The organism is Methanoregula sp., assembly GCF_023227875.1.
Classification (GTDB): Archaea; Halobacteriota; Methanomicrobia; order Methanomicrobiales; family Methanospirillaceae; genus Methanoregula.
The window spans coordinates 43,257-67,971 of sequence record NZ_JALOCH010000009.1 but is presented as its reverse complement, the minus strand read 5'-3'; the positions used below and the strand labels follow the sequence as shown (position 1 = coordinate 67,971).

Here is a 24,715-nt window from a genome sequence, read left to right as displayed (position 1 = left end):
CCGCCCGGTAGTACAGCAATGCATTCTTTCAGGTATTCCGCGCATCAATAACGTCAAAGATTAATTTCCTGCCGAATGCTTTTTCAAACGCCTTCCTCTCGTTCTCGATCCCCCATATCTCCAGCTGGCAGTCGCCACCGGTGACAATCTCGAGGCGGGCGGTATTCTTGTCAGCAGCGGAGAACCGGACGTGCTGGACCAGCCCGGCATGGCTCCGGTCCAGGCTCTCGCCAAGCCGGATGAAACTCGAAAGGAGCTGGAGGGCATTTCGTTCCCGTGCGTCGAGATCGGTGATATCAGGATCTTTCTTCCGGGGACTCTTCTTCCGGTGGAAGCGTGCAAGCGTTGCAATAAATCTCACCTCCCGCTCATCGAACCCGAGGAGCTCGGCATTCCGGATAATATAATACGAGTGGGCGTGGTGGTTGGTGTACGAGATGAACGAGCCGATGTCGTGGAGGAACGCTGCGTATTCAAGCAGTTCGCGTTCGGTCTCGGAAAAGTCATGCAGTTTTTTCGTCTTTGCGGTGTCGAACATATCGAGCACGAGACCCATGACCGTCCGGGCATGGGCTTCGTTGATCCCGCAGGAGCGGCCGAGCTGGAGCACGCTCCGCTGGCGGGGCGAGAGTTCTCCGAAGAGGGGGAAGTTGTCTATCCGCGAGAGGTAATCGATGAGGAGGCCGTCCTGCAGCCCCCGGCCGGTGATGGCGATCTCGGCAAGTCCCAGTTCCTTCATGAACACGTCGAGGACCGCGGCACCGGCAACGATGATGTCGGCACGCTCGGGGTTCATGCCCGGCACCTTCCGCCGCTGTTCCAGCGGGAGCTGGCAGAGCATCTCGACCACTTTTTTTAAGTCCTTATAGGTGAGGGTCTGGCCAGCACGATTGCCCGGAGAACCGTTGGCCGGGTGGAGCGCCCGCTCGGCAATCTCGGCCAGGTTGATGATCGTGCCGGAACTTCCGATGGCACAGTCCGGTTTAAATTTCCGGATCGTTCCCGTGGCATGGATGATGGCGTTTTTAACATGCTGCTGGATCTTCCTGTACTGTTCCGGCGCGATGGGCCCCTTCTCATCGGGACTGCAATAGATGGTGGTGAGCCGGATGGCGCCGAGCGGGAAACTGTCAAGGTGGTGGCAGTCCCGGGCGTCGCCGACCGCGATCTCGGTGCTGCCCCCGCCGATATCGATGCAGAAGATCCTCCTGTCGCCGATGTGGATGCCGCTCGCAACCCCGAGATAGGTGAGGCGGGCCTCCTCGCGGCCGGAGATGACACGGATGTCCAGCTGCGCCTCCTCGCGGATCCGGCGCAGGAGTTCGTCCTGGTTTGCGGCCTCGCGGGTTGCGGAGGTGGCGACCGCAACGAACTCCTCGGAATTGAAAGTCCGTGCCAGTTCCGCGAACTTTTTTGCCACCATGACCGCACGGTCCATGGCCTGCGGGGTGACGTCGTCGTCCTCGAATTCCCCCTCGCCCAGCCGGACCTGCTGTTTCTGCCGTGTCAGGATCGTGTAGGAATGGTTCGGGTTGAGACGGACGACCAGCACCCGGATCGAGTTGGTCCCCATGTCGATGAACGTGACTACCCGGCCTTCCGGCCCGATGCCTGCGTCCTTCACGTGATCACGACCTCCCGTCCATAGACCCGGACGAAGAGATCGGACCGGGACTGCGCCCGCTCCCTCTCCTGGGTAACATCGGTTTGGGATATGACTTCGCAGGTGACCTGCCGGTCGCCGATAGTGCAGCGGACCTCCTCCACGGACCCCGCATGGATAAGGTCCAGCCCGTCAGCGATGCGGAGGATCGCGGCGAGCTGGAGGATGGTTACCTGTGCTCCTGAAGGGAGGAGCGTGAAGAGGGGATGGGACTCGATCCGCACCCGCCCGCGGTGGGCGAGGGCGACAAGGCCGGTAGTGATGCGGTCGGCGAAGTCAAGCGGCAGCGATTCGTCCGCGAAGATCATGCGGGCCGACCGGGCATTGTGCCGTTGTGCGCCGTGGAGCCACCCGATATCATGGAGCATGCCCGCACATCCGAGCAGGACCCGGTCGTGCGGGGACATCCGGTGCAGGGGCTGGAGACCATCGAAGATCATAAGCGCGAGGCGGGTGACCGTGCGGTGGTGGGCAAGGCCTGCCGGGTATATCGCCGCCCGTGCCTCGCATGCCAACCGGAGTTCATCATCGCGGTATTTCTTTACCGGGATGTAACGCGTCATCCGTCCGCTGACAAACGTCTGCCGGAGTCCGTCCCAGGTCCCGGCGCGGGTGAGGGACTCCCAGTACCGCATGAACCGGCGGTGCAGCTGGACGCGTTCGCGCTCGCGTTCCTGCAGGAAGAGCCGGAGGCTGGCGAGCGTTGCCGTGTCCGGCTGCGTCTTTGCGTCCTGCGACCTGAACCGGCCCCGTTCCCTGAGCAGGAGCCTTGTTACTGTATCGATCCAGACATCGCAGTCATGGATGTCGCCGAGGATCTCCTGCACCTTTTTCACGCGGCTGATCGGTTTTTGCAGGCCAAGCCGGTAGACCGGCGCGTACACTTCCATCGTGTACCGGAGTTTTTTTGCCGCGATCCGCATCGCGTGGTGCTCCGCCACTGCATCGGCATGCTCTACCCATGGCTCAAAGGCCCGCATGTCTTCAAGGCGGGACTCGATCCGGAGTGCTGCAACGGTCGGTACCCCAAAGGCCATTGCCTGTACCGGTATCCGCCTGCCGTCTGCAAGCCGTGAGGCAAACGTTGTGCGCATATCGCTGACAATCCCGCTTTTTTCGAGTGCCGCAAGAGCAGAGAGGACATGGACCTGGAGCTGCCGCCGCTTCTTCTGGAGATCCTTTCCGAGAAATGCGACCGCCGGTTCCACCGGGTTGGTGCCCGCGGCCCCGGGGCGTGCCTTCCAGGCAGCATTACTCTTCTTACAGGACCTGACCAGGAACGCGATCTGCACATCCGCATCGCGGGCTTCGCCAAGCGCCCGGGTGATGCTTGTTATCTCCTTCATCCAGCGGGCGTACTGTTTCTGCGGGAAGCAGGGTTTAAAGAGGGGGAGGGCTGCCCGCAGCCGGCGGGACGCGACCCGCATGCGGTGGATGTACTCGATGTCCCCGGCAGCCCTGACGCCATCGATCTCCTTTTCGAATGCCTCAAGGAGCGGGGGCAGCCGCTGCATCCCGAACCGGCAGAGCCCGGTGTCCGTGGACGAGGCTTCAGGAATTCCTGCCATGCCAGGTACCCCGGTGTTCCACGAGCCATGCCTGCGCATTCCGCGCCTCTTCCCCGTGAGCAGGTGCGAGACGTGCGTACGTGCCATCGGGCTGCATAACCCGGGACTTCGTGTTGTCCCCGAGCTGGACCGGAAGGATTGTACCCGTTATCGCTGTCTTCAGTAACGGGTCCTGTATGGGGAAGATGATCTCGACCCGGCGGTCGAGGTTCCGGGGCATGAGGTCGGCGCTCCCGAGCCAGACCTCTTCGTCCCCGCCGTTCCTGAAGTAATAGATCCGTGCATGTTCGAGGAACCGGCCAACGATGGCCGTGACCCGGATGTTCTCGCTGATGCCCGGGATACCGGGGCGGAGACAGCAGATGCCGCGGACCTGCAGCTCGACCTTCACGCCGGCCTGCGAGGCGGCGTAGAGCGCTGCGATGCAGGCAGGATCGACCAGTGCGTTCATCTTAAAGATGAGGTGCCCGTCACCGTGCTGCCGGTGGCGGGAGATCTCCCGGTCGATCCTCTCCAGTATGCCGGTACGGAGGGTGACGGGTGCAACGAGCAGCTTGTTGTACCGGTCGATCCGGGCGTACCCGGTCAGGAAATTGAAGAGGTTGGCAATGTCCTCGCCGATCTCCCGGTCGCAGGTGAGGAAGCCGAAGTCCGTGTAGATGCGGCTCGTGGTTGCGTTGTAGTTGCCGGTGCCGAGGTGCATGTACCTTCGGATACCACCTTTCTCGCGCCGCACGACCATGCAGAGTTTCGCGTGCACCTTGAGGCCCACGACCCCGTACACGACATGCGCCCCTGCCCGTTCGAGCGCCCGGGCCCACCCGATATTATTCTCCTCGTCAAAGCGGGCCTTGAGCTCGATTAAGGCCGCGACGGTCTTCCCGTTCTCGCGGGCTTCTAAGAGGGCGTTGACGATCGGGGAGTTTGAACCTACGCGGTACAGGGTGATCTTGATCGCAAGCACGTCCGGGTCATTGGCTGCCTGCCGGATGAAATTTACCACGGGCGAGAAGCTGTCGTAGGGCTGGTAGAGCAGGATGTCGTGGTGCCGGATCGCGTCGAAGATATTCCGGTCTTCGGCAAGTTCCGCGGGGATCGCAGGGGGGAATGGGATGTCTTTGAGGTCCGGCCGGTCAAGGGACATCAGCTGCATGAGGTCGGCCATGCCCACCGGGTGGCCGACGCGGTACACCATCGAGTCAAGGACGCCCATCTTGGACTCGATCATGTGGCAGGTCCTCTCGTGCATCGAACATTCGATTTCAATGCGCACGGTCTTTCCCCGGGCCCGCTGCTCCACGATCTCTTCGACCGTGGTGAGGAGGTCCGAGGCTTCATCGACTTCGATCTCGAGGTCTGCGTCCCGCGTGACCCGGAAGGGGAACGAGTCAACGGTTTCGAGGCCGGGAAAGAGCATGTCGAGGTGGGCGGCGATGATCTCCTCAAGATAGACGAGGTGGACGACACGGTCGTCGCTGCGTGTGCTGCCGTCCGGCTCCGGGACCCGGATAAGTCGCGGGAAGAGGTTGGTCGGGACCTTGACGCGGGCAAAAAATTCTTTTCCATTATGGTCCCGCACGATGATCGCGAGGCTCAAGGAGAGGTTGGAGATGAAGGGGAACGGGTGGGAGCTGTCGAAGGCAAGCGGGGTGAGGACCGGGAAGACCTCGGTCCGGAAGAACCGGTGCATTGCCTCTTTCTGCGGGTTGCTCATGTCGCGGTACGTGTGGAGGACAACGCCGGCAGCGGCGAGCCTTGGCAAGAGTTCTTTGTGCCAGCAGTCGTCCTTGGCCTGCAGTTCCGGGAGGAGCTGCTGGCGGATCGCATCGAGCTGCTGGGCAGGGGTCATGCCGTCCGGTGGCGCCTTGAGCACCCCTTTCCTGAGCTGGCGCTGGAGGCCGGCGACACGGATCATGAAAAATTCGTCGAGATTGTTGGCAAAGATGGAGAGGAACTTTACGCGCTCGAGCAGGGGGTGACGCTCGTCAAGGGCTTCATCGAGTACGTGCCGGTTGAACCGGATCCAGCTCAGTTCGCGGTTGATGTAAAGCGAAGGGTTATCGGCCAGAAGTTGCGGCGTTTCCATGAGTGCACCCGGGATTATTGAAAACATGCGAGGGTATACCCTGCGGGTTCCAGTATTACTCATTACCACGGGATACTATAAAGGCTGCGTGAAGTGGGGGGGTTTGGTGGGGGCTGGGGAAATTGTGGGGGGGGTGAAAGGGGTGGTGGGATTTTTTGAAAAATTTTTAAAACAACTTCCCGGATTATTTTGTAAAATTTTTCCGGACGCGGATCGATAAAAAATCTCTACTACAAAAATGATGTCACCCCCTCCCTGCTGATGCAGGGAGTCGGCGCGACGCCTCGTCGGGTCGCGCCTGGGCACGTTACTTGATCAAATATTCTCGTACAGTACGTTGCTAGCGCAAAAGTCGGCAGACCTTTTGCGCGTAAGGCATCCCATAAAGTGAGAAAAGACACTCCAGTCAACCCCCCTCACTCATGCCAGTACCTTACCTACATCCCCAATATGCCCGCAAAATGCCCGGTTTGCCAAAAGCGCCATTTTTAGAAAACGCAGCAAAACGCCCGGATTTAATCGGAGCGCGGATAGTGTCCGAAATATCAATCGGAGCACATTTCAGCGTTTTGAGGATATGGGTTGATTTTCCATTTTCCGGGACCTGTTGGACTGAAGGGCGAGGGGGCAAAATAAACGCCCGCCAAACGCTGCTATGAGGCTCCGGAGGGTATTATATGCGCCTCAGTTTGGGCGTATTTCGTTGATTGGGGCACGCTATTGTGGGCGTTTGCCGTCGGAGAAGGGATCTTCCGACGGAGACTTATCCGATCCATGTTTTCTAGATCGTGTAGATCCGTGAAGATCTTCCGGACCCCCTGTTTAGCAAAAACCACCAGGAGTTTTGTATCAAACAGGGGGTCGTAGGATCTAAATCGGGGCGCAATGCGTGCTCCGTTTGGAAACGGGGGCTGTATGGAGCCCGGATTGAGGGGGGTTATGGATCGAAAAAAAGGGGTGTTTACAGAGGGGTGGAACTGGCGTAAATCTGCATGTCTGGTGGTGGTGTTCGCCGATGATATTTTGGTTTAGCCATCCTTTCGCATCACGCGAAAATATTTTCGAAAAAAATTCCGGCAGCACAAATGAAAATGTAAATGGTTGCGAAAAATAATCTCTAAAAAAATCCGGTTCGGGTCGGAAAATTTTTCACAAACGATTCTGATTTATTTTTAATTCACAAATTTTTTTTCATAATAATTCCAGAAATCTCCGGGAAAAATCCGGAAAATTTTTAAAATAATTTGATAAAAATTTTCTATCCGGCTCTGACACAATGCATAAAGGCTCACCGGACAATAATTAATCAGCATATGCTCTTCTGGATCTGCTGGTTTGCCAGCCTCACGCTCGTCACCCTCGTGTCGGTCTATGTGATCCGGCATTACCGCCAGTACGCATTCCCCGTCCTGGTCGGTTTTTATGTCATCTACCTTGCCGCATCGCAGATCCTGGCAGCCCGCATCCTGGAATTCAATATTTTGTCCATGGTTCTTTTTGCGCCGGCATCGGTTCTCATCTACCCGTTCATCGCCCAGGTCATCGACATGATCAATGAGGTGTACGGCGTGACCATGACTCACGTTGCCATCATGATTGCCTTTGTCACGCAGGTCCTCTGGGTTCTCTTCATTGTGATGATCAATTCCTTCCCTGCTGCGCCGTTCTTCGCTTATGAAGAGGCGTGGCAGTCGCTCTTCTCCATGAGCATCCGGATCACGATCGCCAGCTGGGTTGCGTTCCTGATCTGCTCGAACGTGGACGCGTTTGTCTTCGACCGGATCAAGAAACGGTTTCTTGAAAAGGAGAAGGCGTACCGCCGCAGTACGCTCACGAACCCATGGGTCTGGCTGCGTTCGAGCGCCAGCGATGCGATCAGCCTCACGCTCGACTCGATCATCTTTGTTGTCGTTGCCTTTGCCGGGCTGATGCCGATCGTTCCCCTGATGATCGGACAGATCGTGATGAAGAACATCATCGGGTTCCTGGACAATTTCTGGTTCGTCTGGTACAAATCCATGCTGAACAAGGATGCGGGAACGGTTGGCGCTCCTCCGGTATCCCCGCCGTGATTTTTAAAAAAGCCGGCCCATTTTTTAGCGATGCGGCTCGCGGACTTTGATCTCCCTGTCCCCGCCACTTCGTGTTAATCTCTTCTTAAAAATTACCCGTTGAAATTGTGGTAACGGTAACAGTTATCGATGAACTCCTGCTTCGTCCGCTTGGTTGGTCGGGTTGCCGGCCTGAGGTAACCAATCTGCGGGGTCTGGTGTGCGGGGCAGAACGGGCAGAGGGCTGCATCCACGTCGCCGGCCTTCTCCCGTACCGGACAGTAATAGATCCCGTCCGTGAACTCGACCTCGTCCCCGCCCGGGAACGGCGTGCCGACCGGGTGGCCGGGTTCGTCAAGGATGAGCATGCAGTAACCCGCAAGGAGATATTTCAGGAACCGTATTACCGGTGCATCCCCGCCTTCGTCTTCCCGGCACTGGCCGGCAACCATGTCCCAGTATTTCTTCTGCTCTTCCGTGACCGGCTGGTGCATAGTCTTGAACTTCCCCTGCTGATCATCAAGACGGATACGCTGGTACGTGCCGAGCAGGTGTTCGGTGATCTTCCTTGTCAGCCGGTCGCGGTACTCGGGCGTGAGGTCCTGGACCTTTGTCTCGAAGTTCCGTTTCATCTGCTGGATGTCTGCAGGGGAATGGGCGAGCACGAGCCGGGCGATGCTGTCACCGAGCCTGCCGCGGGTCGCTGCCCCTTTCAGATCCCGGCAGGCATCCGCGATCGTCCCGGTTGTTTTCGGTCTGCTGAACAATCCCATGCCGGTACTCCGCGATGCCGGATAGTTGGGGAAACGGGGATATAGGATCTGCGATCTTAGACAGACCTCCCGGTCCATATGATGACAGGAGGCCGCTCTGTTCCGTTCGGGAGTGATTGCGGATATTCAGTGATGGGGGGTCACACCTCCCGATTCAGGGAAAAAGTTCAATCGGGGCTCATTCCTGACCCCGATTCATGGTACTGGGATTCATTCTACCGGCTTGTTTCGGCCCTTTTTCGGGGGGTTATTCCGGGAAATCCCTGTATTGGCCCGGATTGCCTTTCTGCCGGTTTTGCGCTGATAATAACCGGCCAGTATAGTGCAGTTACAGCGAAGGTCATGGATCAGGGGCGTGTTTCTGGAAATGGGGGGTGGGGGGGCCGGAAAGGAGGTTAGGGGGGGTTCCAGGGAGGTGGCGGCATGGATCGTGGACGACAGCACGCATAAGCGTTTCGTGATCGATTATTTCGACCCGGATTTTGTCGCCATCGATCCGGATGTGGAGGAGCGGGAGGGAGGGCAAAGGAGATGGTGGAGGGGATGCTGGGTACGGCGTGATGGATGAAACAAAATATGTATCTTTTCTCAATCAATATTGGAGCACAAAAAATGATATGAATATATAATCAGCAAACTGAGACTCACTCCAGTGGTATATATGCACGGGGATTCTGGAGATAATACCGCAGAAGTCGTTTCAAAATTCGGAGGAAATGTCCCGGTTAACATTGATCACCTGAATGAAGAAGAACGGCATAAATTGATTCTAAAAATGATTGAGGATCACAGAAAATTCTGTCAGCAGCTGGAAAAAACCGCACTGGATGCCCTCAATAACGCAATTGACCGGGCAAAAAAGACCCAACAGATTATTGTCAGTTTGAACATCGCGATGTTCTTTTTTGGTGTCTTTCTTCTGATAACTGCCGCAGTTGTCGGTATGGTAAAAGGAGATGGTGGTTACGCCATTATTTTTGGTGGTGTTGGACTGGTCCAGATCATTGCAAGTTTCTTTGTAGGTTCGATGGAACGATCCCAGAAAGCAATTTCTGATCTTGTCCAGATTGAAATCGCCTACCTGAGTTATTTTGAACAGGTGAACCTCTGGGAACTCTATGCTGGAATACTTGATAGTGACCACAGGATCGACCAGGCAAATCTGGAAAAAGCAGCTGATAAGATTCAGGCATGCACCAAGACGACGCTTGAATTGCTCCAGATAAATATTGAATCGAAAACCCCTACAAACGAAGCCTCGAAAAAATGAAAGAAGTACATTGTTAAAGAGAGAGTAAATGACTAGCATTGACATTCTTAATTTGCTTGTAATTCTTGCAATACTATCCGTTTTTTTTCTTGTTATCATTTTTAGGATATCGATAAGACAATTCGTTAATGATCTCTACAAAAAAATTCGTTCATTTAGTTCTTCTCAAAAACAACCTATGTCATTGGAAAAAACAGTTTCTCATATAATATTTGTCTTCAATGTAATCTCGATACAATTATTCATTTTTTCCTCATTTTTAGTATACATTTTAAAGGAAAGCAATTTGATGGGAGTTTATCTGAACTCGATGAATTTTTCAAATTTAACCGAGTTTCTTAAAAACGATATAGTTTATAATTTAACTTGTGGAAATCAGACTTGCCATATCATCGGTGGGACTAATTTCTCTTTTGAAAATTTATCAATTCTTATTGCGTTGTTAACCGGACTAATTGTCTACACACATTTCTTTGGAATGATTGGCGAAGACCCCTATATTTCAATGAAGAGTGAGACTCGTAAGAAATATTTTTGGTTTTTTGAGAATTTGGTTTGGATAACTTTAGTTTATGCCTTTTTCATCATATTTGGTTTAATTTTTGGAGTGATTACTAATTTTCTCATTCAAATCGTACTTTTATTATATGCTTGGATAAATATGATTCTCCTAGTCCCTATATCAGAGAATTTCAAAAAATTATTTGAACATTATGATAACATCGAGAAATTCAATAAAATTGCTAAAGATAAACCTAATTTACCTTGGTACAAAAACACTGGAATTCTCAACAAAGGAGATGTAATTTCAATCTATATTTTCATCCTCACACTTGAATTTGCATATTTTGGATTTTTGTTCAACATCAACATTTTTTTGTTAATTTTTATTGAATCATCATTCATCTTGATGCATATTTGGGTGAGCCGGATAAACCATATTCCAAAAGACAAACATACTCTCGAATTAATATCAGGTCCACCACTCGAAGATGTGTTTGTTATTGATGACATTACTGACGAGTATTACGTGATAATCTCCAAAGATATGGGAGTTAGTAAAATAATGAAAACGTTCGTAAAAAGAATATATGTCAAGAATGAAGCAGAGGGGAGCCCCGAAAATGCGTAATAACTTCTGAATGGAGAATGTTCATGATATACAGGTGAATATATGCCCTCCAAGACACCGATGTTCGTAAGTTCGACATACACAGACCTGATACCCCACAGAAACGCCGTAAGACAAGTATTGTCACAATTCTCCGTGGACATCCACGGTATGGAGGTCTTTGGTGCACGGACCCAGAAACCGCTCGATACCTGCCTTTCAGAAGTACTCACATCTGAAGTTTTCATCGGTATCATTGGGATGCGCTACGGATCTGTTGATGAAGCAACGGGGAAATTATTCGTTGAACGGGAGTATGAAACTGCAATAAGGAGCAGTCTTGAAATCTAGATTTTCCTAATCGATGAGGAAAATGCCGGGGTCCCTCCGAAATTTGTAGAGTGTGAAAATGCTGAAAAATTAAAAGATTTTAAGAAACGGCTGAAAACCGATCACACGTGCTCTATTTACGTTTCGGTGGACGATCTAACATTAAAAATCAAAGGAAATCTGGAAAAATTTTTTTCCAGGAAAGTGAGTGCCCCGTCAACATCAAGGGCATTTGTCTCCGCAACGGTAAGTTCAGTGACAATTGCCAAAGGTGATGAGATCCATATTACCGGGACTGCAACAGAAACGACCTATTCTGGTATTGCGATCTGGATTTTCGGACCGAATTCATTCAATCATTGGTACGTCAATGTCAATGAAGATGATAGTTATATTTTGACGTTGCCCTCCCAATTTTCCAAAGCCCTTCTCACAGGGCAATATTTTGTCGTGATTCAGCATCCCATGGACAACCATACCTACGATGTCATGCCGGTTGTATCGCAGGATTCTATGATCGTGAAAAATTCCTTTAATAATGAAAAATTCATTGTGACAGGGAAGGGCAGTCTTAACAGTATGGAAGCTGCGGTCAATCGCATTGAATTTCTCAATAAATCTGGTATAGACGACACGTATACAAAGCTTCAATTTCTGATTGAAGAGCCCTTAATCCGGATAGATCCAATCTCTCCAAAAAGATCCGGTGATAAATTCACAATTACCGGAACGACAAACCTTGCAGTTGATGATGAGATTCTTGTTGAAGTGATGTCAAGAATTGTGCCTCATACAGCTGAAGCTTATTTTGGTATACGCGGAGTATCAAAAATTATCAGAGGTGAGGCTGGGATGAATAAATTATCTTTTGATGTCGAACTTGTCGATACTAAACCAGGAGAATATATCATCAATGTCATTTCTTACAAGATAGAAAAATTCTGGAGTCAGATATTCCAGGTAATATGAATTCTCTCACACGATTTTTCGATTTTATCACCATCCAAATTTACTTTAAACTTTAAGTAAATAACAAAGTAAATAAAACTAACCAACCAATCATCATGAAAAGGAGAGACCCAAAAAATGCAGAATGATATCCTCTCCATCCTGAATGAATCCGAAGGGCTCAACGCAAAGGTCTTCTCGCTCGTCCGGCTGAAACTGCTCGCGAGCCTTGCTGCCCTCGGACAGGACGGGGCAACCTACCGCGAACTCAAGGCGGCGCTCGACATCAATGACGGCGTGCTGTTCGCCAACCTCAACGTTCTCAAAGACATGGGATATCTCACCTCCGAGAAGATAACCTCGGAAGGAAAAGAACTCGAACTCTATATCATCACGACCGAAGGACAGGATGAATGGAAAAGAACACGGACCTGGCTGTGCAGGTTCCTCCACTGCGGTGCATGAATTATGGAAAAACGGAAAAAAGTAATTGCCTTCTTTAAGGAACTGAGCTTCGGATTCGATATCTCGCGATTCGACGACCGGCTCATCGCCCAGAAACTCGTCTGCCTACTTGAGCTCAATGGTATCGACCTCGGGTATTCCTGCAGCCTGTATGTACGCGGGCCCTACTCTCCGGACCTGACAAAGGACCTGTTTGCATTCACCCCCGAATTCGAGAACCAAGAAACCGGCTCCCGACTTAATGCTGCAGAAAGAGAGGTCGCAGGGGAGCTCGGCAGGATCTTCGGGCTCAGACCCGTCCCGCTCGAAGTCGGCGCAACCTACGGGTATTATGCGATCCGGCAGAATTGCGATCCGCTTGAAGCACTACGGCAGGTAAAAAGGCTCAAACCGTTCTATTCAGAGGCCCAGATCGCGCTTGGCATCTCGAAAGCAAAGGAGTTCCTCTATACCCCCTCACAAAAGGATCTTGAGGAACTGAAAAAAGAGACGGGAATCTGGCAGAGGGCCTCATTGAAATCACTGGAGCACTGACCCGATGAAGAACGGTGCTGTCTGGCTCGTGGATCTCACCGATGCAAAAGGACATGAGCAGCGGGGGATGCGACCGGCAATTATTGTCGGAAGCGCGAACGGCCTCGTCCTTGTCGTCCCGCTGACCAGCAGCATGGGCAGCGCCAGGTTTTCCCATACCCTCCCTATCTCCCCGGACTCGCACAACGGCCTCGATACAGAGAGTGTCGCACTCGTCTTCCAGATCGTTGCCCTGGACCGGGAACGGTTCCGGGACCGGATTGGGGCCGTCAGTGAACAGCACCGGCTCGCGATCGTTGCGCTTATCCGGGATCTGTTGGGCCTCGATTAAATCTGTTATCAACATCATCGGTTGTATACCGGCAGCCATCAGACCAAGATCTATTTTTGTCAAAATCATCCGGCATCTCTCCCGGGGCCCGACAAGAGTTTATCGTCGGTGAGGGTTTTATCGCCCTCCTGAAATCTCCCGTGGGAATTCTGGTATAACGGAGCCCGTACCGGGCCCGGTTGTACCTCTTTTCCCTCAACCCCCGGATTGGGGAGGTCATAATTCGCAAAAACGCGGAACCGGGCCGGAATGAATCGCTGTTCTCCCTTGGGAATGGATGAGGGTGTATTTAGCAATGTTACAGAGGCCGACAGATGGCAGGCATGTAATTCTGAACCAGGGGGGACAGAAAGAAGGGTTTTCCGGATCCGGGCAAAACCCGGTTCGTCGACACTGCGTTCGTAAATATCCGGGATAATTCCCTCTCGGATTCTTTCAGGTGTTTTCGAGTCTTCAGCCGTTCGGCAAGCCGGATATGGTCTTCAATGATCTCCTTTTTCCGGGTCTGCACCGCAAAATAACTCCGGACAATACGTCACCATTCTGTGTGATGAGGTAACCGACATACACGGGTTAGGAGAATATCTTTGACCTCGCTTCGTGCATCTGACCCAAGGAAAACCATTTTGTTGGCGTCAACAAAATGGTCAGGAACAATATTGCCGAAGGTCTCACAGGATTCTTTGGCTTTTTCAATAACAGACCCTGGTGCAGGAATATTTTTTATATTCTTCATTCCAACGAATATTCATGGTGATTTGCCATGAGTGAATGTTTTATTTGTCAATAACATGCGCTTTTTAGATACCACGTTACGGGACGGGGAACAGACCCCCGGAGTATCGTTAAACCCTGACCAGAAACTTGAGATTGCAACCCGGCTTGCGGCCATAGGTGTCGATGTCATCGAAGCCGGTTCTGCCGCGGCCTCGGATGGCGAGCGCAACGCGATCCGGCTCATTGCAGATGCCGGGCTCTCTTCCGAGATCTGCACGTATGTCCGGGCCATGCACGGGGACATCGATTATGCTGCGGATTTCGGGGCAGACTCGGTCCACCTTGTCATCCCCGTGAGCGACCTGCACATTGCGAAGAAGATGCGGAAGACCCGCGATCAGGTTGCGGCGATGGCCTACGATGCCGTGGAGTACGCGAAAGGCCGGGGGCTGATCGTGGAACTCTCGGGGGAGGACGCGTCACGAGCCGACAAGCAGTTCCTGCACGAGGTCTTCTGTGAAGGCGTGCAGCGGGGAGCCGACCGGCTCTGCTTCTGCGATACGGTAGGGCTCCTGACCCCGGAGAAAGTGGCGGAGTTCATCCCTCCGTTAACCAGGATCGCCCCGCTCTCGATCCACTGCCACGATGACCTTGGCTTTGCCCTGGCGAACACGATGGCGGCCTTAAAGGCCGGCGCCTCGTGCGCCCACGTGACCGTCAACGGCCTTGGTGAACGGGCCGGCAACACGCCGTTCGAGGAAGTTGTGATGGCCCTCGAAATCCTCTACGGGTACAAGACCCGGATCAAAAAAGAGCTGATCTACCCGCTATCGAGCCTTGTCTCCCGGCACACGGGCGTACCGCTCGCGGTGAACAAGGCGATCGTGGGCGAGATGGCGTTCACGCACGAGAGCGGCATCCATGCCCATGGCGTGATCCGCGAACCGTCCACGTACGAGTCCGTGGAACCCGGGATGGTCGGCCGCAAGCGCCGGATCGTGCTCGGCAAACATTCCGGCACCGCATCGGTCGAGGCGGCCCTGCACGAGATGAACTACAAGGCCGAGGACAAGCAGGTCAAAGAAATTGTCAAGCGTGTGAAGCAGCTGGGCGACGATGGCAAGCGGGTCACGGACGCCGACCTGATGGCCGTGGCCGATGCCGTGCTCGCGATCGAGTGCAAGCCGGTCATTAAGATGCGGCAGTTCACCGCCACCTCCGGCAGCCACATGATCCCGACTGCTTCCGTCACGCTGGTCGTGAACGGTGTGGAGATGACCGGGGCGGCGACCGGGGACGGCCCGGTCGATGCGGCCATGCAGGTCCTGCGCAAGTGTGTGGGCGAGGTCGCGGATATCCGGCTCGAAGAGTACCACGTGGACGCGATACAGGGCGGTACCGACGCCCTTGTCGAAGTTACAGTAAGATTAAGTAAAGACGGGAAGATAATTACTTCACGCGGCGCCCGCACCGACATCATTATGGCAAGTGTCGAGGCGATGATCGCCGGTATGAACAGACTACTGAGGGACAGAACATGAAAACCGGGGCAAAAATCCTCGTCGAATCTCTGCAACGCGAAGGGACCGAGATCGTCTTCGGCTACCCGGGCGGGCAGATCCTGCCGGTCTATGATGAACTCTATGATTCTTCATTACGGCACATTCTCGTACGGCACGAACAGGCTGCTGCGCACGCCGCCGATGGCTATGCGCGAGCGAGCGGTCGTGTAGGCGTATGCATCGCCACATCCGGCCCCGGTGCATGCAACCTTGTTACCGGCATTGCCACGGCGTACATGGACTCCGTACCGGTGGTCGCGATCACCGGGCAGGTCCCCACATCCATGCTCGGGAACGACGCATTCCAGGAATCGGACATCACGGGCATCACGATGCCCGTCACCAAGCACAACTACCTTGTCAAGAAGACCGACGAGATCAGCAGGACAGTGCAGGAGGCGTTCTACATTGCCGGGACCGGCCGGCCGGGCCCTGTCCTCATCGATCTCCCCAAGAACACCCAGACCGGGACGGCAAAGGATCTCCCGCGTGCCGACAAAGTCGTGCTCCGGGGATACAATCCCACCTACAAGGGCCATTCCCGCCAGATCGACAAGGTTGTCGCCCTGATCATTGAAGCGGAGCGGCCGCTTATCTACGCCGGTGGCGGCATCATCGCGTCAAATGCTTCAGAAGAACTGGTTGCGCTCGCAACCCGGATGGGAATCCCGGTCACTACGACCCTGATGGGCATCGGCTGCATCCCCGGCGATCACCCGCTCAACCTCGGCATGCTCGGCATGCATGGCACCGAGTACGCGAACTTTGCCGTGACGGAGTGCGATCTCCTCATCGCCATCGGGGCCCGGTTCGATGACCGGGTCACCGGCAAGATCGATACCTTTGCGCCGCACGCGAAGGTGGTCCACATCGATATCGATCCCGCGGAGATCGGCAAGAACAAACGGGTCGATGTCCCGATTGTCGGGGATGTGAAAGCGGTCCTGCAGGACATACTCGCGTCCATCAAAAAGAAAGGTGTACACGATGCCTGGCGGAAGAAGATCCAGCACTGGAAGGAGCACCACCCGCTCAAGTGCCCGGCGAACGGTGCGCTGCACCCGCAGTTCATCATCCGGACGTTGAGCGATCTGGTCAGGGACAAGGCCGTGATTGTCTCCGAAGTCGGGCAGAACCAGATGTGGACTGCACAGCACTTCTGCTTCCACAACCCGCGGACCTGGATCACCTCCGGGGGCCTGGGCACGATGGGCTACGGGCTCCCCGCAGCGATGGGGGTGCACTTTGCCCGCCCGGATGTGCCGGTCTTTGACATTGCCGGCGATGGCAGTATCCAGATGAACATCCAGGAGTTCGGCACCCTTGCCTCTGACAACATCCCGGTGAAGGTCGTTATCCTGAACAACATGTATCTCGGGATGGTCCGGCAGTGGCAGGAGCTCTTCTACGACCACCGGTATTCGTACACCGAACTCCCGCCGGTCGACTTCGTGAAGATTGCAAATGCCTATGGCATCGAAGGCATTCGGGTTGAATCTCCTGACGAAGTGCTCCCGGCACTGCAGGCGTCCATTGACTGTGACGGCCCGTTCGTGATGGACTTCCGGATCGAGCGGGAGGAGAACGTCTTCCCCATGGTCCCGGCCGGTGCTGCGATCAATGACATGATCGGAGGGCATCCGCGATCATGAAGCCGCACACGTTATCCATCCTTGTCGAGAACAAGGCCGGCGTGCTCTCGCGGGTCACCGGGCTCTTCTCCCGGCGCGGGTTCAATATCGAGAGTCTGGCGGTCGGGCCCTGCGAGGAGCCGGATATGAGCCGGATTACCATTGTTGTCATCGGCGACGATGAGAAAGTCGAGCAGGTGATGAAGCAGCTCAACAAGCTCATCGATGTGATCAAGGTCTCGGACCTGACGGACAGCGAACGGGTGGAACGGGAGCTTGCCCTGATCAAGGTCACCGCAGAACTCGGGACCTCCCGTGCCGAGATCATGCAGATCGCGTCCATCTTCCGGGCGTCCATTGTCGATGTCGGGGCAAAGACCCTGATCCTCCAGGTGATCGGCGATACCAACAAGATCGATGCCCTGGAGAAACTCCTGCGCCAGTACGGGATCAAGGAGTTCGTCCGGACGGGAACGGTCGGGATCCTCCGGGGGTCAAAGACCGTGACGAGCGGGAAGTAATTTTTCCGGTTTCATCTTTTTTAAAATTTCCCTGCACAGGATGCCCGTTCAACCTTCCCGCATACCTGCCGGATGTTCCCCGTTCGCAAGGTTGATACCCTGAATGGGCAATACCAACGAAAGGGATGATGGCCATGAAGCGGAAGATCATCAGCATCGACGAGACGAAATGCACCGGCTGCGGCCAGTGCATCCCGGATTGTCCGGAAGGGGCGCTTCAGCTGATCGACAACAAAGCCCGGCTGGTCAGCGACCTCTTCTGTGACGGCCTTGGTGCCTGCATCGGCACCTGCCCGGAGGGTGCGATTTCCGTTATCGAGCGGGAGGCAGTGCCGTACGATGAGAAGACCGTGCTCGGAAATATCGTAAAACAGGGGGTGCCCGTGATCAAGGCGCACCTCGAGCACCTCGCGGGCCACGGGCAGGTCCCGTTCTACAACGAGGCGATCGAGTACCTGATCGAGAACAATATCCCCATTCCGGAGCATACGGCACCGGAAGTCCGGAGGAAACCGTTACCCTTTGGCACACGGTCGTCGCACATCGGGAAACCTGCCGTCTGCCATGCCGGGCCCCACGAGCCCAACCCATTTGCCGGATGTCCCGGTTCGGCAGCCCGGAGTATCCCGCGGGATGGCAGCGGGGCCGGTCCGCGCCAGCCGGTTCCCGGGGCAACCTCCTCCGAGCTCCGGCAGTGGCCGGTCCAGCTCGCGCTGCTCAATCCCGGGGCCGCGTACTTCGACAACGCGGACCTCCTCATCTCCGCGGACTGCGTCCCGTTCGCGTACCCCGGGTTCCATGCAGAGTTCCTGAAAGGCCGGATCCTGATCATCTTCTGCCCGAAACTCGATGCGGATATTGAAGGGTATATCACCAAACTCGCCGCGATCTTCAAAGAGCACGCGATCAAATCGATCACCCTCCTCCACATGGAAGTGTCCTGTTGCGGCGGGGTGCGGTACGTGGTGGACACGGCGCTTCTTAAGGCCGGGGTCATGATCCCGGTTGAGGAGAAGACCATCACGATCGACGGGAAAATACGGTGAGCGGTATCCGTTCGCTCTTTTTTTACTGCCCTGATATCGTTCGGGTGTTTTTTCAAAAAAGAATTATTGTCCCGTAATCAGATCTGCCGGAACACGCCGTTCGGGACGGAGATCTCGAACCGTGCCCCGTCACCCGGGATGCCCGACTCCCAGATCGTGATACCGGTGACCGCAAGGGTCTCCCGGATCAGGAAGAGGCCGTACCCGGAATGCTTCCGGTTGCCCCATTCCTTGGGGAAGAGGAACGCCTTCTGGTCCTTTGGGATCCCGACGCCATCGTCTTCAAAAATGATGAGGAGCCGGTCTTCCGCCTTCTTGCGGTACACCCGGATCCCGGTCATCTTGCTCCCGCCATATTTCAGGGAATTGCTGAGCAGGTAATAGAAGACCTTCTCCAGGAGCGGGTCGGCATAGACCTCCACGTCATGGATGTCCATCTCAAAATTGATATGGCCGAGGTCAACCCCGACCTTTGCGCGCATGATCGCGTCCGCAATGTTCTGCCATGACGGGGGAATGGCACCGATGTCCTGGTACTCCTTGGTGAACTTGATCTGCCGGCGGATCCGCCCGATGGCATCGTTCACCTTGGTGATCTCGGGGGTCACGGCCGCATTCTCCAGGTCCCGGTGGAGCTGGGTCATCTCGTTGAGCATGTCGTACCGGGTAATGTTGTTGAGGAACATCAGTTTGGTATTTGCCCGCTCCAGTGCTTTTTTCGACGCCGCGATCTCGCCGGACACCTGCGTCAGCTCGTGCCAGCGCCGGATTACAAAGAAGACGAGGCCGAGGACGATGAACAGGGTCACGATGATAAACGCGCTGGCATGCTGCGCGCCGGATGTCTGGAGAATCTGGAGCAGCGCGTCCGTCAGGTTCAGGAAATACGCCGCAATATACACGACGACCGCCAGGATGATGATGACCAGGATATCCATGAGGATCCTGATATGGGGCGATGGCGTTGTTTCTACGGTCTCATCACTCATACAGGTATATCGACCTCTCAAAGATTATCAATTTTCTGAATATGTTCTGCCGGATAAAAAACCGGTACCGTTCCTTTTGGTATCCCATCCCGCAACGCAGACGGTTTTTGAGTCTGAACGAACACATTCCGCATAATATTAACTCACGGGTTGAATGAACTAAACCGGTTGTTGATATATTTCCGGCGGTGCATGAATCCAATTTATATCATCCTGCTGACAGGATAGGTGCAGGGCAGCTGACGTTTAGCCAGTTGCCGGAACGGAGGAAATATATCGTGAAGATTCTCAATCGGCCGGTCATGGTGCTCGTCGCACTCTGGTGCGTGGCCGTGCTTCTTGTGCCCGTTGCCCTTGCAGAAGTGCAGGGGGGAATGCAGGGACCAGGGGGAGCCGGCCCCGCAACCGGGGGACAGGGGAACATGGACCAGATGCAGGCGCCGTCATCCGGAGGTCCCGGTGATTTCGGATCGCAGGGAAGCAATGGCGGCCCGGGCAACGGGAACGGAGGACAGATACGCCAGCCGCCATCCGGTGGGATGGGCAACGGCACCATGACAGCCCCAAATGGAACAGGTAATGGCAACACGACCCTGCGGGAACGGCCCGCGTTCGATGTCGCAAACATGACTGCCACGGGCGGTCCCGGCGGGTTCCGCGGCGATGGCAACATTACCCCGCCGGACTCCGGGAACATGACCGCAACGGGCATGAGGGGTGGTCCCGGTATGCACGGGAACAGCACCATGTCCTCTGGCAACCTGACCGCTCCCGGGGGAGCGGGGAACTGGCAGGGCAACGGCACCATGACCGCACCTCCCGACCGGCCGGACGGTGTGCAGGGAGACCAGAACCCGGGTCAGGACTCCGGAAACCAGCAGGCAACAAAAGCACAGCAGCAGACAAAGGAAGATCTGGTTGCCAGCCTGATCAGCCAGCTCCAGGCGCTGATGTCCGGTAAGACGTAATAACACCATAAACAAAGCGGGAGTCCCTCTCTTTCCCCTCCCTGATCCGGAAAGAGAGACCTGTTGTGTCTATTCCCTGCGGTACTTGTCCTGACAGAATACCCACTGAAAGGGATTATGTCCGGCATCCGGGTCTGATGCCAAGGATCCGTTCCACCGAATCGATCCACGTCATTTTTGCCTCATCGGAATCCCTGCCAAGGAAGAGCGCACTGATCCGCAGGCCCATGCTCATCGCGATAAGCGTGGCTGAAGCCGTTTCAGGGTCAACATCCCTGGACAGTTTTCCTTCAGCAATCATCCGGACAAGGTAGTCGCGGATGAGAATCCGGTTGCCATCAAAGATAACGGAAAAATCTTCCCGGTACCGCGAATCCTGTATGAGCCGGACCGGCAGCTGGAAGAAGATCGCTGCATAGGGCTTCTGCTGCTCGAAGATCAGATCGGCAAGGCCCTGGATCATGGTATGGGTATCATCGCTGCCGGAAAGTGTTCTCTCGATCCCGGCCCGGATATTCCGGAACACCTCCTGGATCACCTCCCGCAGCAGGGCATCGCTGTTCTCAAAATAGGCGTACAACGCCCCCTTGGTGACGCCGACTCTCTTTGCAATCGCGTCCATTGTTATTGCATCCCAGCTCTTTTCTGAGGCGATCGCAATGGCGGCCGCTATGATCTTTTTCTTTGCATCTTCACGGTATTCCGCGTTGATCCGTGGCATAATACAGTACAATCATTGGCCGGGGGAGTATATTCACCTTGTGTTTGCAATAGTAATCTTTTGTTCAATAAACTAACCAAATGTTTATGTAATTGAACTGTTGTACACCTTTCAGGGACATGAAGCCCGCACAAACCCGGAAACTCCGGAGGAGATGGCGATTTTTGTGGAAGAAGAAAGACAACAAGGCATCAGGCAGCGCGAGCGGAACACCGGAACAACAACCGGGGGCATCGGGCCGCTGATCCTGGTATTATCTGCGCTGATCCTGCTTGCATTTATCACGGTACCCGCAGGAGCAATTGATAACGGGGCAGGCACAACGAACCCCACGGTCATCATCACGGACTATACCGTGACTCCCGCAGTTCTCCTGCCAGGCGACATGGGCACGATCACCCTGACCATCCGGAACACGGCCGAGAGCGCCTCGCAGAACGAGAACAGCGGCATCACCACCGGGGGCACATTTGCAAACTCGAAGAGTACCGACATCAACGTTTTCATCGAGAACGTGCACCTTGAAAAGAACGGTGTTGATGTCCTGACCGGCGACTTCGACCGGCTCGGAGAACTCGGGCCCGGCCAGTCGATCCCGGTCACCTTTGTCATACGCGCTCCCGAAAAGAGCGGGATCTATTTTCCCGAGGCATGGATCGATGTCAAGGATGGGAGGAGTACCCGGTACCCGCTGACAGTCAACGTGAACACCGACATCTCAACCCAGAAGAAGCCGGCGCTCACCGTCTCGCAGTCGCAGCCGGAACGCGTTGCCCCCGGGGATGACTGTACCGCGGGGATCATGATGGTTAATACCGGGCTCTTACGGGCAAGCGATATCACGATGGTGGTAAATTCGACCACAAAATCACTGGTCCTTAAAACCCCCGGCCGATATTACACGGAACATCTCGATCCTGGCGAGGGTGCAAACATGACACTCGTTTTAGCAACCGACAAGAACACCCCGCTCGGTATCGACCCGGTCACCATTGTCATCACCTACCGGAACCCGGACGGGACAACCGAGCGGCAGACTGAAACTCTCGGAATACCGGTCAAGGGCCGGGCGGATATTGCGGTCAAGTCCTTCTCCACCGACCCGGTCCGCCCGGTACCGGGCAATGCCTTCACCCTGATCATCCGGATAGAGAACACCGGTACCGACCAGGCCACATCCGTGCGGGCAATGCTCGACAGCCCGTTTGCCGGGACCACGACTTCGTTCATTGGATCCATCGACAAGGACAGCGATGCCCCGGCGGTCTTCTACCTCCAGACCACAAAGGACGGGACCGTGCCGGTCAACCTGACCGTCAGTTATATCGACGACTTTGGCCCCCACGCGATCGCGGAACAGGCAACGGTTACGACCAGCTCTTCTTCCGGTATGGTGCCGGTCGCCATTGCGATTCTGGCTGCCGGTATCATCGCAGGTGCGGCATACTGGTACTTCCGCATCCGGCCGGGGAAGCGGCATGGAGAATAACCATGGCGGGTACGGCGTCTCGCTTTACCTTGCCGTGCGGGCGATCCGGCGCGGCAACCGGAGTACGCTTGCCCTCACCATCCTGATCATCGCACTTGTCATGGTCCTGATGAACTTCCTTGGTATGATCATCAGCGGCGTTGTCACCCTCTACAATGACCAGATGATCGATTACCAGTACGGCCACGTGGCCATCGAACCCCGGGACAAGGAGATCGTTATTACCGATGCCGATGCACTCGTGAAGCGCCTGAAACAGATCCCCGGGATCTCCGGGGTTTCGGCCCATACCAGTACGGCAGTCACCATCACGAATATCAGGAACGGGAAGTTCCAGTCAAAATCACTGACTGCCTTCAATCCGGAAGACGAACAGAGCGTCACAAAGTACCCCATGGTCATAACGGACGGGGACTATCTCTCGAAGGGAGACACCGGCCAGATCCTGATCGGGACTCTCCTTGCGGGTAACGAGGATGAATCGCAGGACAAGCTGCCCTCGCTCGGTGGAGTCAAGGTTGGCGACCGCGTTGAAGTGGCTTACAGCAACGGGGTGGTGAAGACATACCGGGTGAAAGGGATCTACGAGTCCCTCGGGGCCCTGATTGACTCCTCGGCATTTGTTACCCGGAACGAGATGGACTCTATCATGCACTCGGAAGACACCGCAACCGAGATCCTGGTACGGGGCGCATCGGCTGACGAAGCCCCGGCGCTCAAGTACACGATCATGAGTTATGGCGTGGAGGATAAGGTGAAGACATGGAATGAGAAGGGCAAAGGGATCCTGGGCGACGCCATCTCCAGTCTCAACCTTGTCAAGAACATCATGACATTTGTCTCCCTCATTGTCGCAAGCGTCGTGGTCTTCATCGTGACCTATATCAACATCATCAACCGGAAGAAGCAGATCGGGATCCTCAAGGCCATCGGCATCCGGAAGCAGATCATTGTGGGCAGTTACCTCATCCAGGTGCTCTTCCAGTGCACCTGTGGGATCGTCACCGGGATCCTGATGCTGAACGGGATTCGCTTCATCCTGACAATACAGAAAATCCGGTTCCCGATGGGAAATCTCACACCCGAGATCGAATATGGGTCGGTTCTGGTCAGCATCATCCTGCTCTGCCTGGTCTCCCTGCTGTCCGCGTACGTCCCGGCCCGCCAGGTGACAAACGAGGAGATCCTTGATGCGATGAGGGGTTAAGATGATCGAAGTTACCGATCTAAAAAAGATTTATCTGCTGGGTGAAGTCGAAGTGGCGGCCCTACGGGGCGTTTCGCTTTCCATTCATAAAGGCGAATTTGTCGGGATCATGGGCCCTTCCGGGAGCGGGAAGTCCACGCTCCTCCACCAGCTCGGGCTCCTCGACACACCATCATCCGGCAAAATCCTGATCAGTGGCACGGATGTCTCCCGGCTCGATGACGAGGCCCGGACCCGGTTCCGGCTCCTGCACCTTGGCTACGTATTCCAGGATTATGCGCTGGTCTCCGAGCTGACGGTGAAGGAGAACGTGGCGATCCCGGCGATCATGCAGGGCCGGCCGCTCGATGAGTGTTACATGGCAGCCACCGCGGTGCTGGAGAAGGTCAGCCTTTTGAAGCGGCTCGATCATCTCGTGTACGAACTTTCGGGTGGCGAGCAGCAGCGGGTCAGTATCGCACGGGCGCTCGTGAACCGGCCTGCCATCGTCTTTGCAGACGAGCCGTGCGCTAACCTCGATACCGAGAACTCGCGGACGGTGCTGGAACTCTTCCGGGCCGTGAACCGGGATCTCGGCCAGACCGTGGTCATGGTCTCGCATGAACCGTGGCACATGGAGTACTTCGATCGGATCATTTTCATCCGTGACGGGCTGCTGGATACGGAGCGGATGGAACGGGAGGGGAAACAATCCCGATGAGTGTCAAGGCCCATCCGCTCTCCCGCTAATTTCC

At 55.1% G+C, this 24,715-nt stretch carries 23 protein-coding genes; 17 read left to right on the top strand and 6 right to left on the bottom strand.

The window, feature by feature from the left end; translation table 11 throughout:
- Positions 1-28 precede the first annotated feature (28 nt).
- From M0R30_RS10490 to ppk1, 3 genes are read right to left on the bottom strand one after another with little or no spacing between them, the layout of a single operon-like run.
- Positions 29-1,624: a Ppx/GppA phosphatase family protein gene (locus M0R30_RS10490; protein WP_292546606.1), complete on the bottom strand. Its 1,596-nt coding sequence runs from the start codon at positions 1,622-1,624 to the stop codon at positions 29-31.
- A complete protein-coding gene (locus M0R30_RS10485) occupies positions 1,621-3,231 on the bottom strand; it encodes a CHAD domain-containing protein (RefSeq protein WP_292546604.1) in 1,611 nt (536 codons plus the stop codon). Before M0R30_RS10485 ends, M0R30_RS10490 begins: the two co-directional genes overlap by 4 nt.
- Entirely contained in the window at positions 3,215-5,317 is a 2,103-nt protein-coding gene (gene ppk1, locus M0R30_RS10480; RefSeq protein ID WP_292546602.1) for a polyphosphate kinase 1, read from the bottom strand. The genes M0R30_RS10485 and ppk1 overlap by 17 nt, the downstream gene beginning before the upstream one ends.
- Positions 5,318-6,630: 1,313 nt before the next feature.
- Here ppk1 and M0R30_RS10475 point away from each other — a divergent pair.
- Positions 6,631-7,389 (top strand): queuosine precursor transporter, encoded by a 759-nt coding sequence (locus tag M0R30_RS10475; protein WP_292546600.1) that lies wholly within the window; start codon positions 6,631-6,633, stop codon positions 7,387-7,389.
- 92 nt (positions 7,390-7,481) lie between these two features.
- Here M0R30_RS10475 and M0R30_RS10470 read toward each other — a convergent pair whose 3' ends face one another.
- Positions 7,482-8,141, bottom strand: coding sequence for a DUF2115 domain-containing protein (locus M0R30_RS10470; protein ID WP_292546598.1), 660 nt, complete (start codon positions 8,139-8,141; stop codon positions 7,482-7,484).
- Between the two features lie 415 nt (positions 8,142-8,556).
- Between M0R30_RS10470 and M0R30_RS10465 the strand changes: the two genes are divergently transcribed.
- From M0R30_RS10465 to M0R30_RS10410, 12 genes are all read left to right on the top strand, one after another.
- Entirely contained in the window at positions 8,557-8,709 is a 153-nt protein-coding gene (locus M0R30_RS10465; RefSeq protein ID WP_292546596.1) for a hypothetical protein, read from the top strand.
- Between the two features lie 84 nt (positions 8,710-8,793).
- On the top strand, positions 8,794-9,411 hold the full coding sequence (locus M0R30_RS10460) for a hypothetical protein (RefSeq protein WP_292546595.1): 618 nt from the start codon (positions 8,794-8,796) through the stop codon (positions 9,409-9,411).
- A 28-nt stretch (positions 9,412-9,439) separates the two neighbouring features.
- Complete coding sequence (locus M0R30_RS10455; protein ID WP_292546593.1) at positions 9,440-10,543, top strand: hypothetical protein; 1,104 nt, start codon at positions 9,440-9,442, stop codon at positions 10,541-10,543.
- 42 nt (positions 10,544-10,585) lie between these two features.
- Positions 10,586-10,873, top strand: a complete 288-nt coding sequence (locus M0R30_RS10450; protein ID WP_292546591.1) for a DUF4062 domain-containing protein — start codon at positions 10,586-10,588, stop codon at positions 10,871-10,873.
- Between the two features lie 126 nt (positions 10,874-10,999).
- Positions 11,000-11,821: a hypothetical protein gene (locus tag M0R30_RS10445; RefSeq protein WP_292546589.1), complete on the top strand. Its 822-nt coding sequence runs from the start codon at positions 11,000-11,002 to the stop codon at positions 11,819-11,821.
- Positions 11,822-11,938: 117 nt separating this feature from the next.
- A complete protein-coding gene (locus tag M0R30_RS10440; protein ID WP_292546587.1) occupies positions 11,939-12,265 on the top strand; it encodes a transcriptional regulator in 327 nt (108 codons plus the stop codon).
- A gap of 3 nt (positions 12,266-12,268) precedes the next feature.
- Positions 12,269-12,799, top strand: a complete 531-nt coding sequence (locus M0R30_RS10435) for a hypothetical protein (RefSeq protein WP_292546585.1) — start codon at positions 12,269-12,271, stop codon at positions 12,797-12,799.
- Between the two features lie 4 nt (positions 12,800-12,803).
- Positions 12,804-13,130 (top strand): type II toxin-antitoxin system PemK/MazF family toxin, encoded by a 327-nt coding sequence (locus M0R30_RS10430; RefSeq protein ID WP_292546584.1) that lies wholly within the window; start codon positions 12,804-12,806, stop codon positions 13,128-13,130.
- 791 nt (positions 13,131-13,921) lie between these two features.
- Positions 13,922-15,388, top strand: coding sequence for a 2-isopropylmalate synthase (locus tag M0R30_RS10425; RefSeq protein ID WP_292546582.1), 1,467 nt, complete (start codon positions 13,922-13,924; stop codon positions 15,386-15,388).
- Positions 15,385-17,061, top strand: coding sequence for a biosynthetic-type acetolactate synthase large subunit (gene ilvB / locus M0R30_RS10420; protein WP_292546580.1), 1,677 nt, complete (start codon positions 15,385-15,387; stop codon positions 17,059-17,061). Before M0R30_RS10425 ends, ilvB begins: the two co-directional genes overlap by 4 nt.
- Positions 17,058-17,561: an acetolactate synthase small subunit gene (gene ilvN / locus M0R30_RS10415; protein WP_292546578.1), complete on the top strand. Its 504-nt coding sequence runs from the start codon at positions 17,058-17,060 to the stop codon at positions 17,559-17,561. Before ilvB ends, ilvN begins: the two co-directional genes overlap by 4 nt.
- A gap of 134 nt (positions 17,562-17,695) precedes the next feature.
- Positions 17,696-18,607 (top strand): 4Fe-4S dicluster domain-containing protein, encoded by a 912-nt coding sequence (locus M0R30_RS10410; protein WP_292546576.1) that lies wholly within the window; start codon positions 17,696-17,698, stop codon positions 18,605-18,607.
- Positions 18,608-18,684: 77 nt separating this feature from the next.
- On the opposite strand, the gene M0R30_RS10405 is transcribed toward M0R30_RS10410, so the two are convergent.
- Positions 18,685-19,596 (bottom strand): ATP-binding protein, encoded by a 912-nt coding sequence (locus tag M0R30_RS10405; protein WP_292546574.1) that lies wholly within the window; start codon positions 19,594-19,596, stop codon positions 18,685-18,687.
- A 278-nt stretch (positions 19,597-19,874) separates the two neighbouring features.
- On the opposite strand from M0R30_RS10405, the gene M0R30_RS10400 reads away from it, so the two are divergent.
- Positions 19,875-20,564, top strand: a complete 690-nt coding sequence (locus M0R30_RS10400; RefSeq protein ID WP_292546572.1) for a hypothetical protein — start codon at positions 19,875-19,877, stop codon at positions 20,562-20,564.
- A 115-nt stretch (positions 20,565-20,679) separates the two neighbouring features.
- Here the strand turns inward: M0R30_RS10400 and M0R30_RS10395 are convergent, their stop codons facing one another.
- Positions 20,680-21,285: a TetR/AcrR family transcriptional regulator gene (locus tag M0R30_RS10395; RefSeq protein ID WP_292546570.1), complete on the bottom strand. Its 606-nt coding sequence runs from the start codon at positions 21,283-21,285 to the stop codon at positions 20,680-20,682.
- A 154-nt stretch (positions 21,286-21,439) separates the two neighbouring features.
- Here M0R30_RS10395 and M0R30_RS10390 point away from each other — a divergent pair, with 154 nt between their 5' ends.
- Genes M0R30_RS10390 through M0R30_RS10380 form a run of 3 tightly spaced genes read left to right on the top strand, consistent with a single transcriptional unit; the run spans position 21,440 to position 24,681 of the window.
- On the top strand, positions 21,440-22,774 hold the full coding sequence (locus M0R30_RS10390) for an S-layer protein (RefSeq protein WP_292546568.1): 1,335 nt from the start codon (positions 21,440-21,442) through the stop codon (positions 22,772-22,774).
- Positions 22,764-23,981: an FtsX-like permease family protein gene (locus M0R30_RS10385; protein ID WP_292546565.1), complete on the top strand. Its 1,218-nt coding sequence runs from the start codon at positions 22,764-22,766 to the stop codon at positions 23,979-23,981. The genes M0R30_RS10390 and M0R30_RS10385 overlap by 11 nt, the downstream gene beginning before the upstream one ends.
- A gap of 1 nt (position 23,982) precedes the next feature.
- Positions 23,983-24,681: an ABC transporter ATP-binding protein gene (locus M0R30_RS10380; RefSeq protein WP_292546563.1), complete on the top strand. Its 699-nt coding sequence runs from the start codon at positions 23,983-23,985 to the stop codon at positions 24,679-24,681.
- Positions 24,682-24,715: the final 34 nt, after the last annotated feature.

Excerpts from the sequence above, each read along its gene's own strand:
- M0R30_RS10455 (WP_292546593.1), top strand. The coding sequence starts at position 9,440 with ATGACTAGCATTGACATTCTTAATTTGCTTGTAATTCTTGCAATACTA.
- ppk1 (WP_292546602.1), bottom strand. The coding sequence starts at position 5,317 with ATGGAAACGCCGCAACTTCTGGCCGATAACCCTTCGCTTTACATCAAC.
- M0R30_RS10385 (WP_292546565.1), top strand. The coding sequence starts at position 22,764 with ATGGAGAATAACCATGGCGGGTACGGCGTCTCGCTTTACCTTGCCGTG.
- M0R30_RS10410 (WP_292546576.1), top strand. The coding sequence starts at position 17,696 with ATGAAGCGGAAGATCATCAGCATCGACGAGACGAAATGCACCGGCTGC.
- M0R30_RS10435 (WP_292546585.1), top strand. The coding sequence starts at position 12,269 with ATGGAAAAACGGAAAAAAGTAATTGCCTTCTTTAAGGAACTGAGCTTC.
- M0R30_RS10475 (WP_292546600.1), top strand. The coding sequence starts at position 6,631 with ATGCTCTTCTGGATCTGCTGGTTTGCCAGCCTCACGCTCGTCACCCTC.
- M0R30_RS10430 (WP_292546584.1), top strand. The coding sequence starts at position 12,804 with ATGAAGAACGGTGCTGTCTGGCTCGTGGATCTCACCGATGCAAAAGGA.
- M0R30_RS10485 (WP_292546604.1), bottom strand. The coding sequence starts at position 3,231 with ATGGCAGGAATTCCTGAAGCCTCGTCCACGGACACCGGGCTCTGCCGG.
- M0R30_RS10395 (WP_292546570.1), bottom strand. The coding sequence starts at position 21,285 with ATGCCACGGATCAACGCGGAATACCGTGAAGATGCAAAGAAAAAGATC.
- M0R30_RS10380 (WP_292546563.1), top strand. The coding sequence starts at position 23,983 with ATGATCGAAGTTACCGATCTAAAAAAGATTTATCTGCTGGGTGAAGTC.
- M0R30_RS10470 (WP_292546598.1), bottom strand. The coding sequence starts at position 8,141 with ATGGGATTGTTCAGCAGACCGAAAACAACCGGGACGATCGCGGATGCC.
- M0R30_RS10425 (WP_292546582.1), top strand. The coding sequence starts at position 13,922 with ATGCGCTTTTTAGATACCACGTTACGGGACGGGGAACAGACCCCCGGA.
- ilvN (WP_292546578.1), top strand. The coding sequence starts at position 17,058 with ATGAAGCCGCACACGTTATCCATCCTTGTCGAGAACAAGGCCGGCGTG.
- M0R30_RS10405 (WP_292546574.1), bottom strand. The coding sequence starts at position 19,596 with ATGAGTGATGAGACCGTAGAAACAACGCCATCGCCCCATATCAGGATC.
- M0R30_RS10440 (WP_292546587.1), top strand. The coding sequence starts at position 11,939 with ATGCAGAATGATATCCTCTCCATCCTGAATGAATCCGAAGGGCTCAAC.
- ilvB (WP_292546580.1), top strand. The coding sequence starts at position 15,385 with ATGAAAACCGGGGCAAAAATCCTCGTCGAATCTCTGCAACGCGAAGGG.
- M0R30_RS10390 (WP_292546568.1), top strand. The coding sequence starts at position 21,440 with ATGGCGATTTTTGTGGAAGAAGAAAGACAACAAGGCATCAGGCAGCGC.
- M0R30_RS10450 (WP_292546591.1), top strand. The coding sequence starts at position 10,586 with ATGCCCTCCAAGACACCGATGTTCGTAAGTTCGACATACACAGACCTG.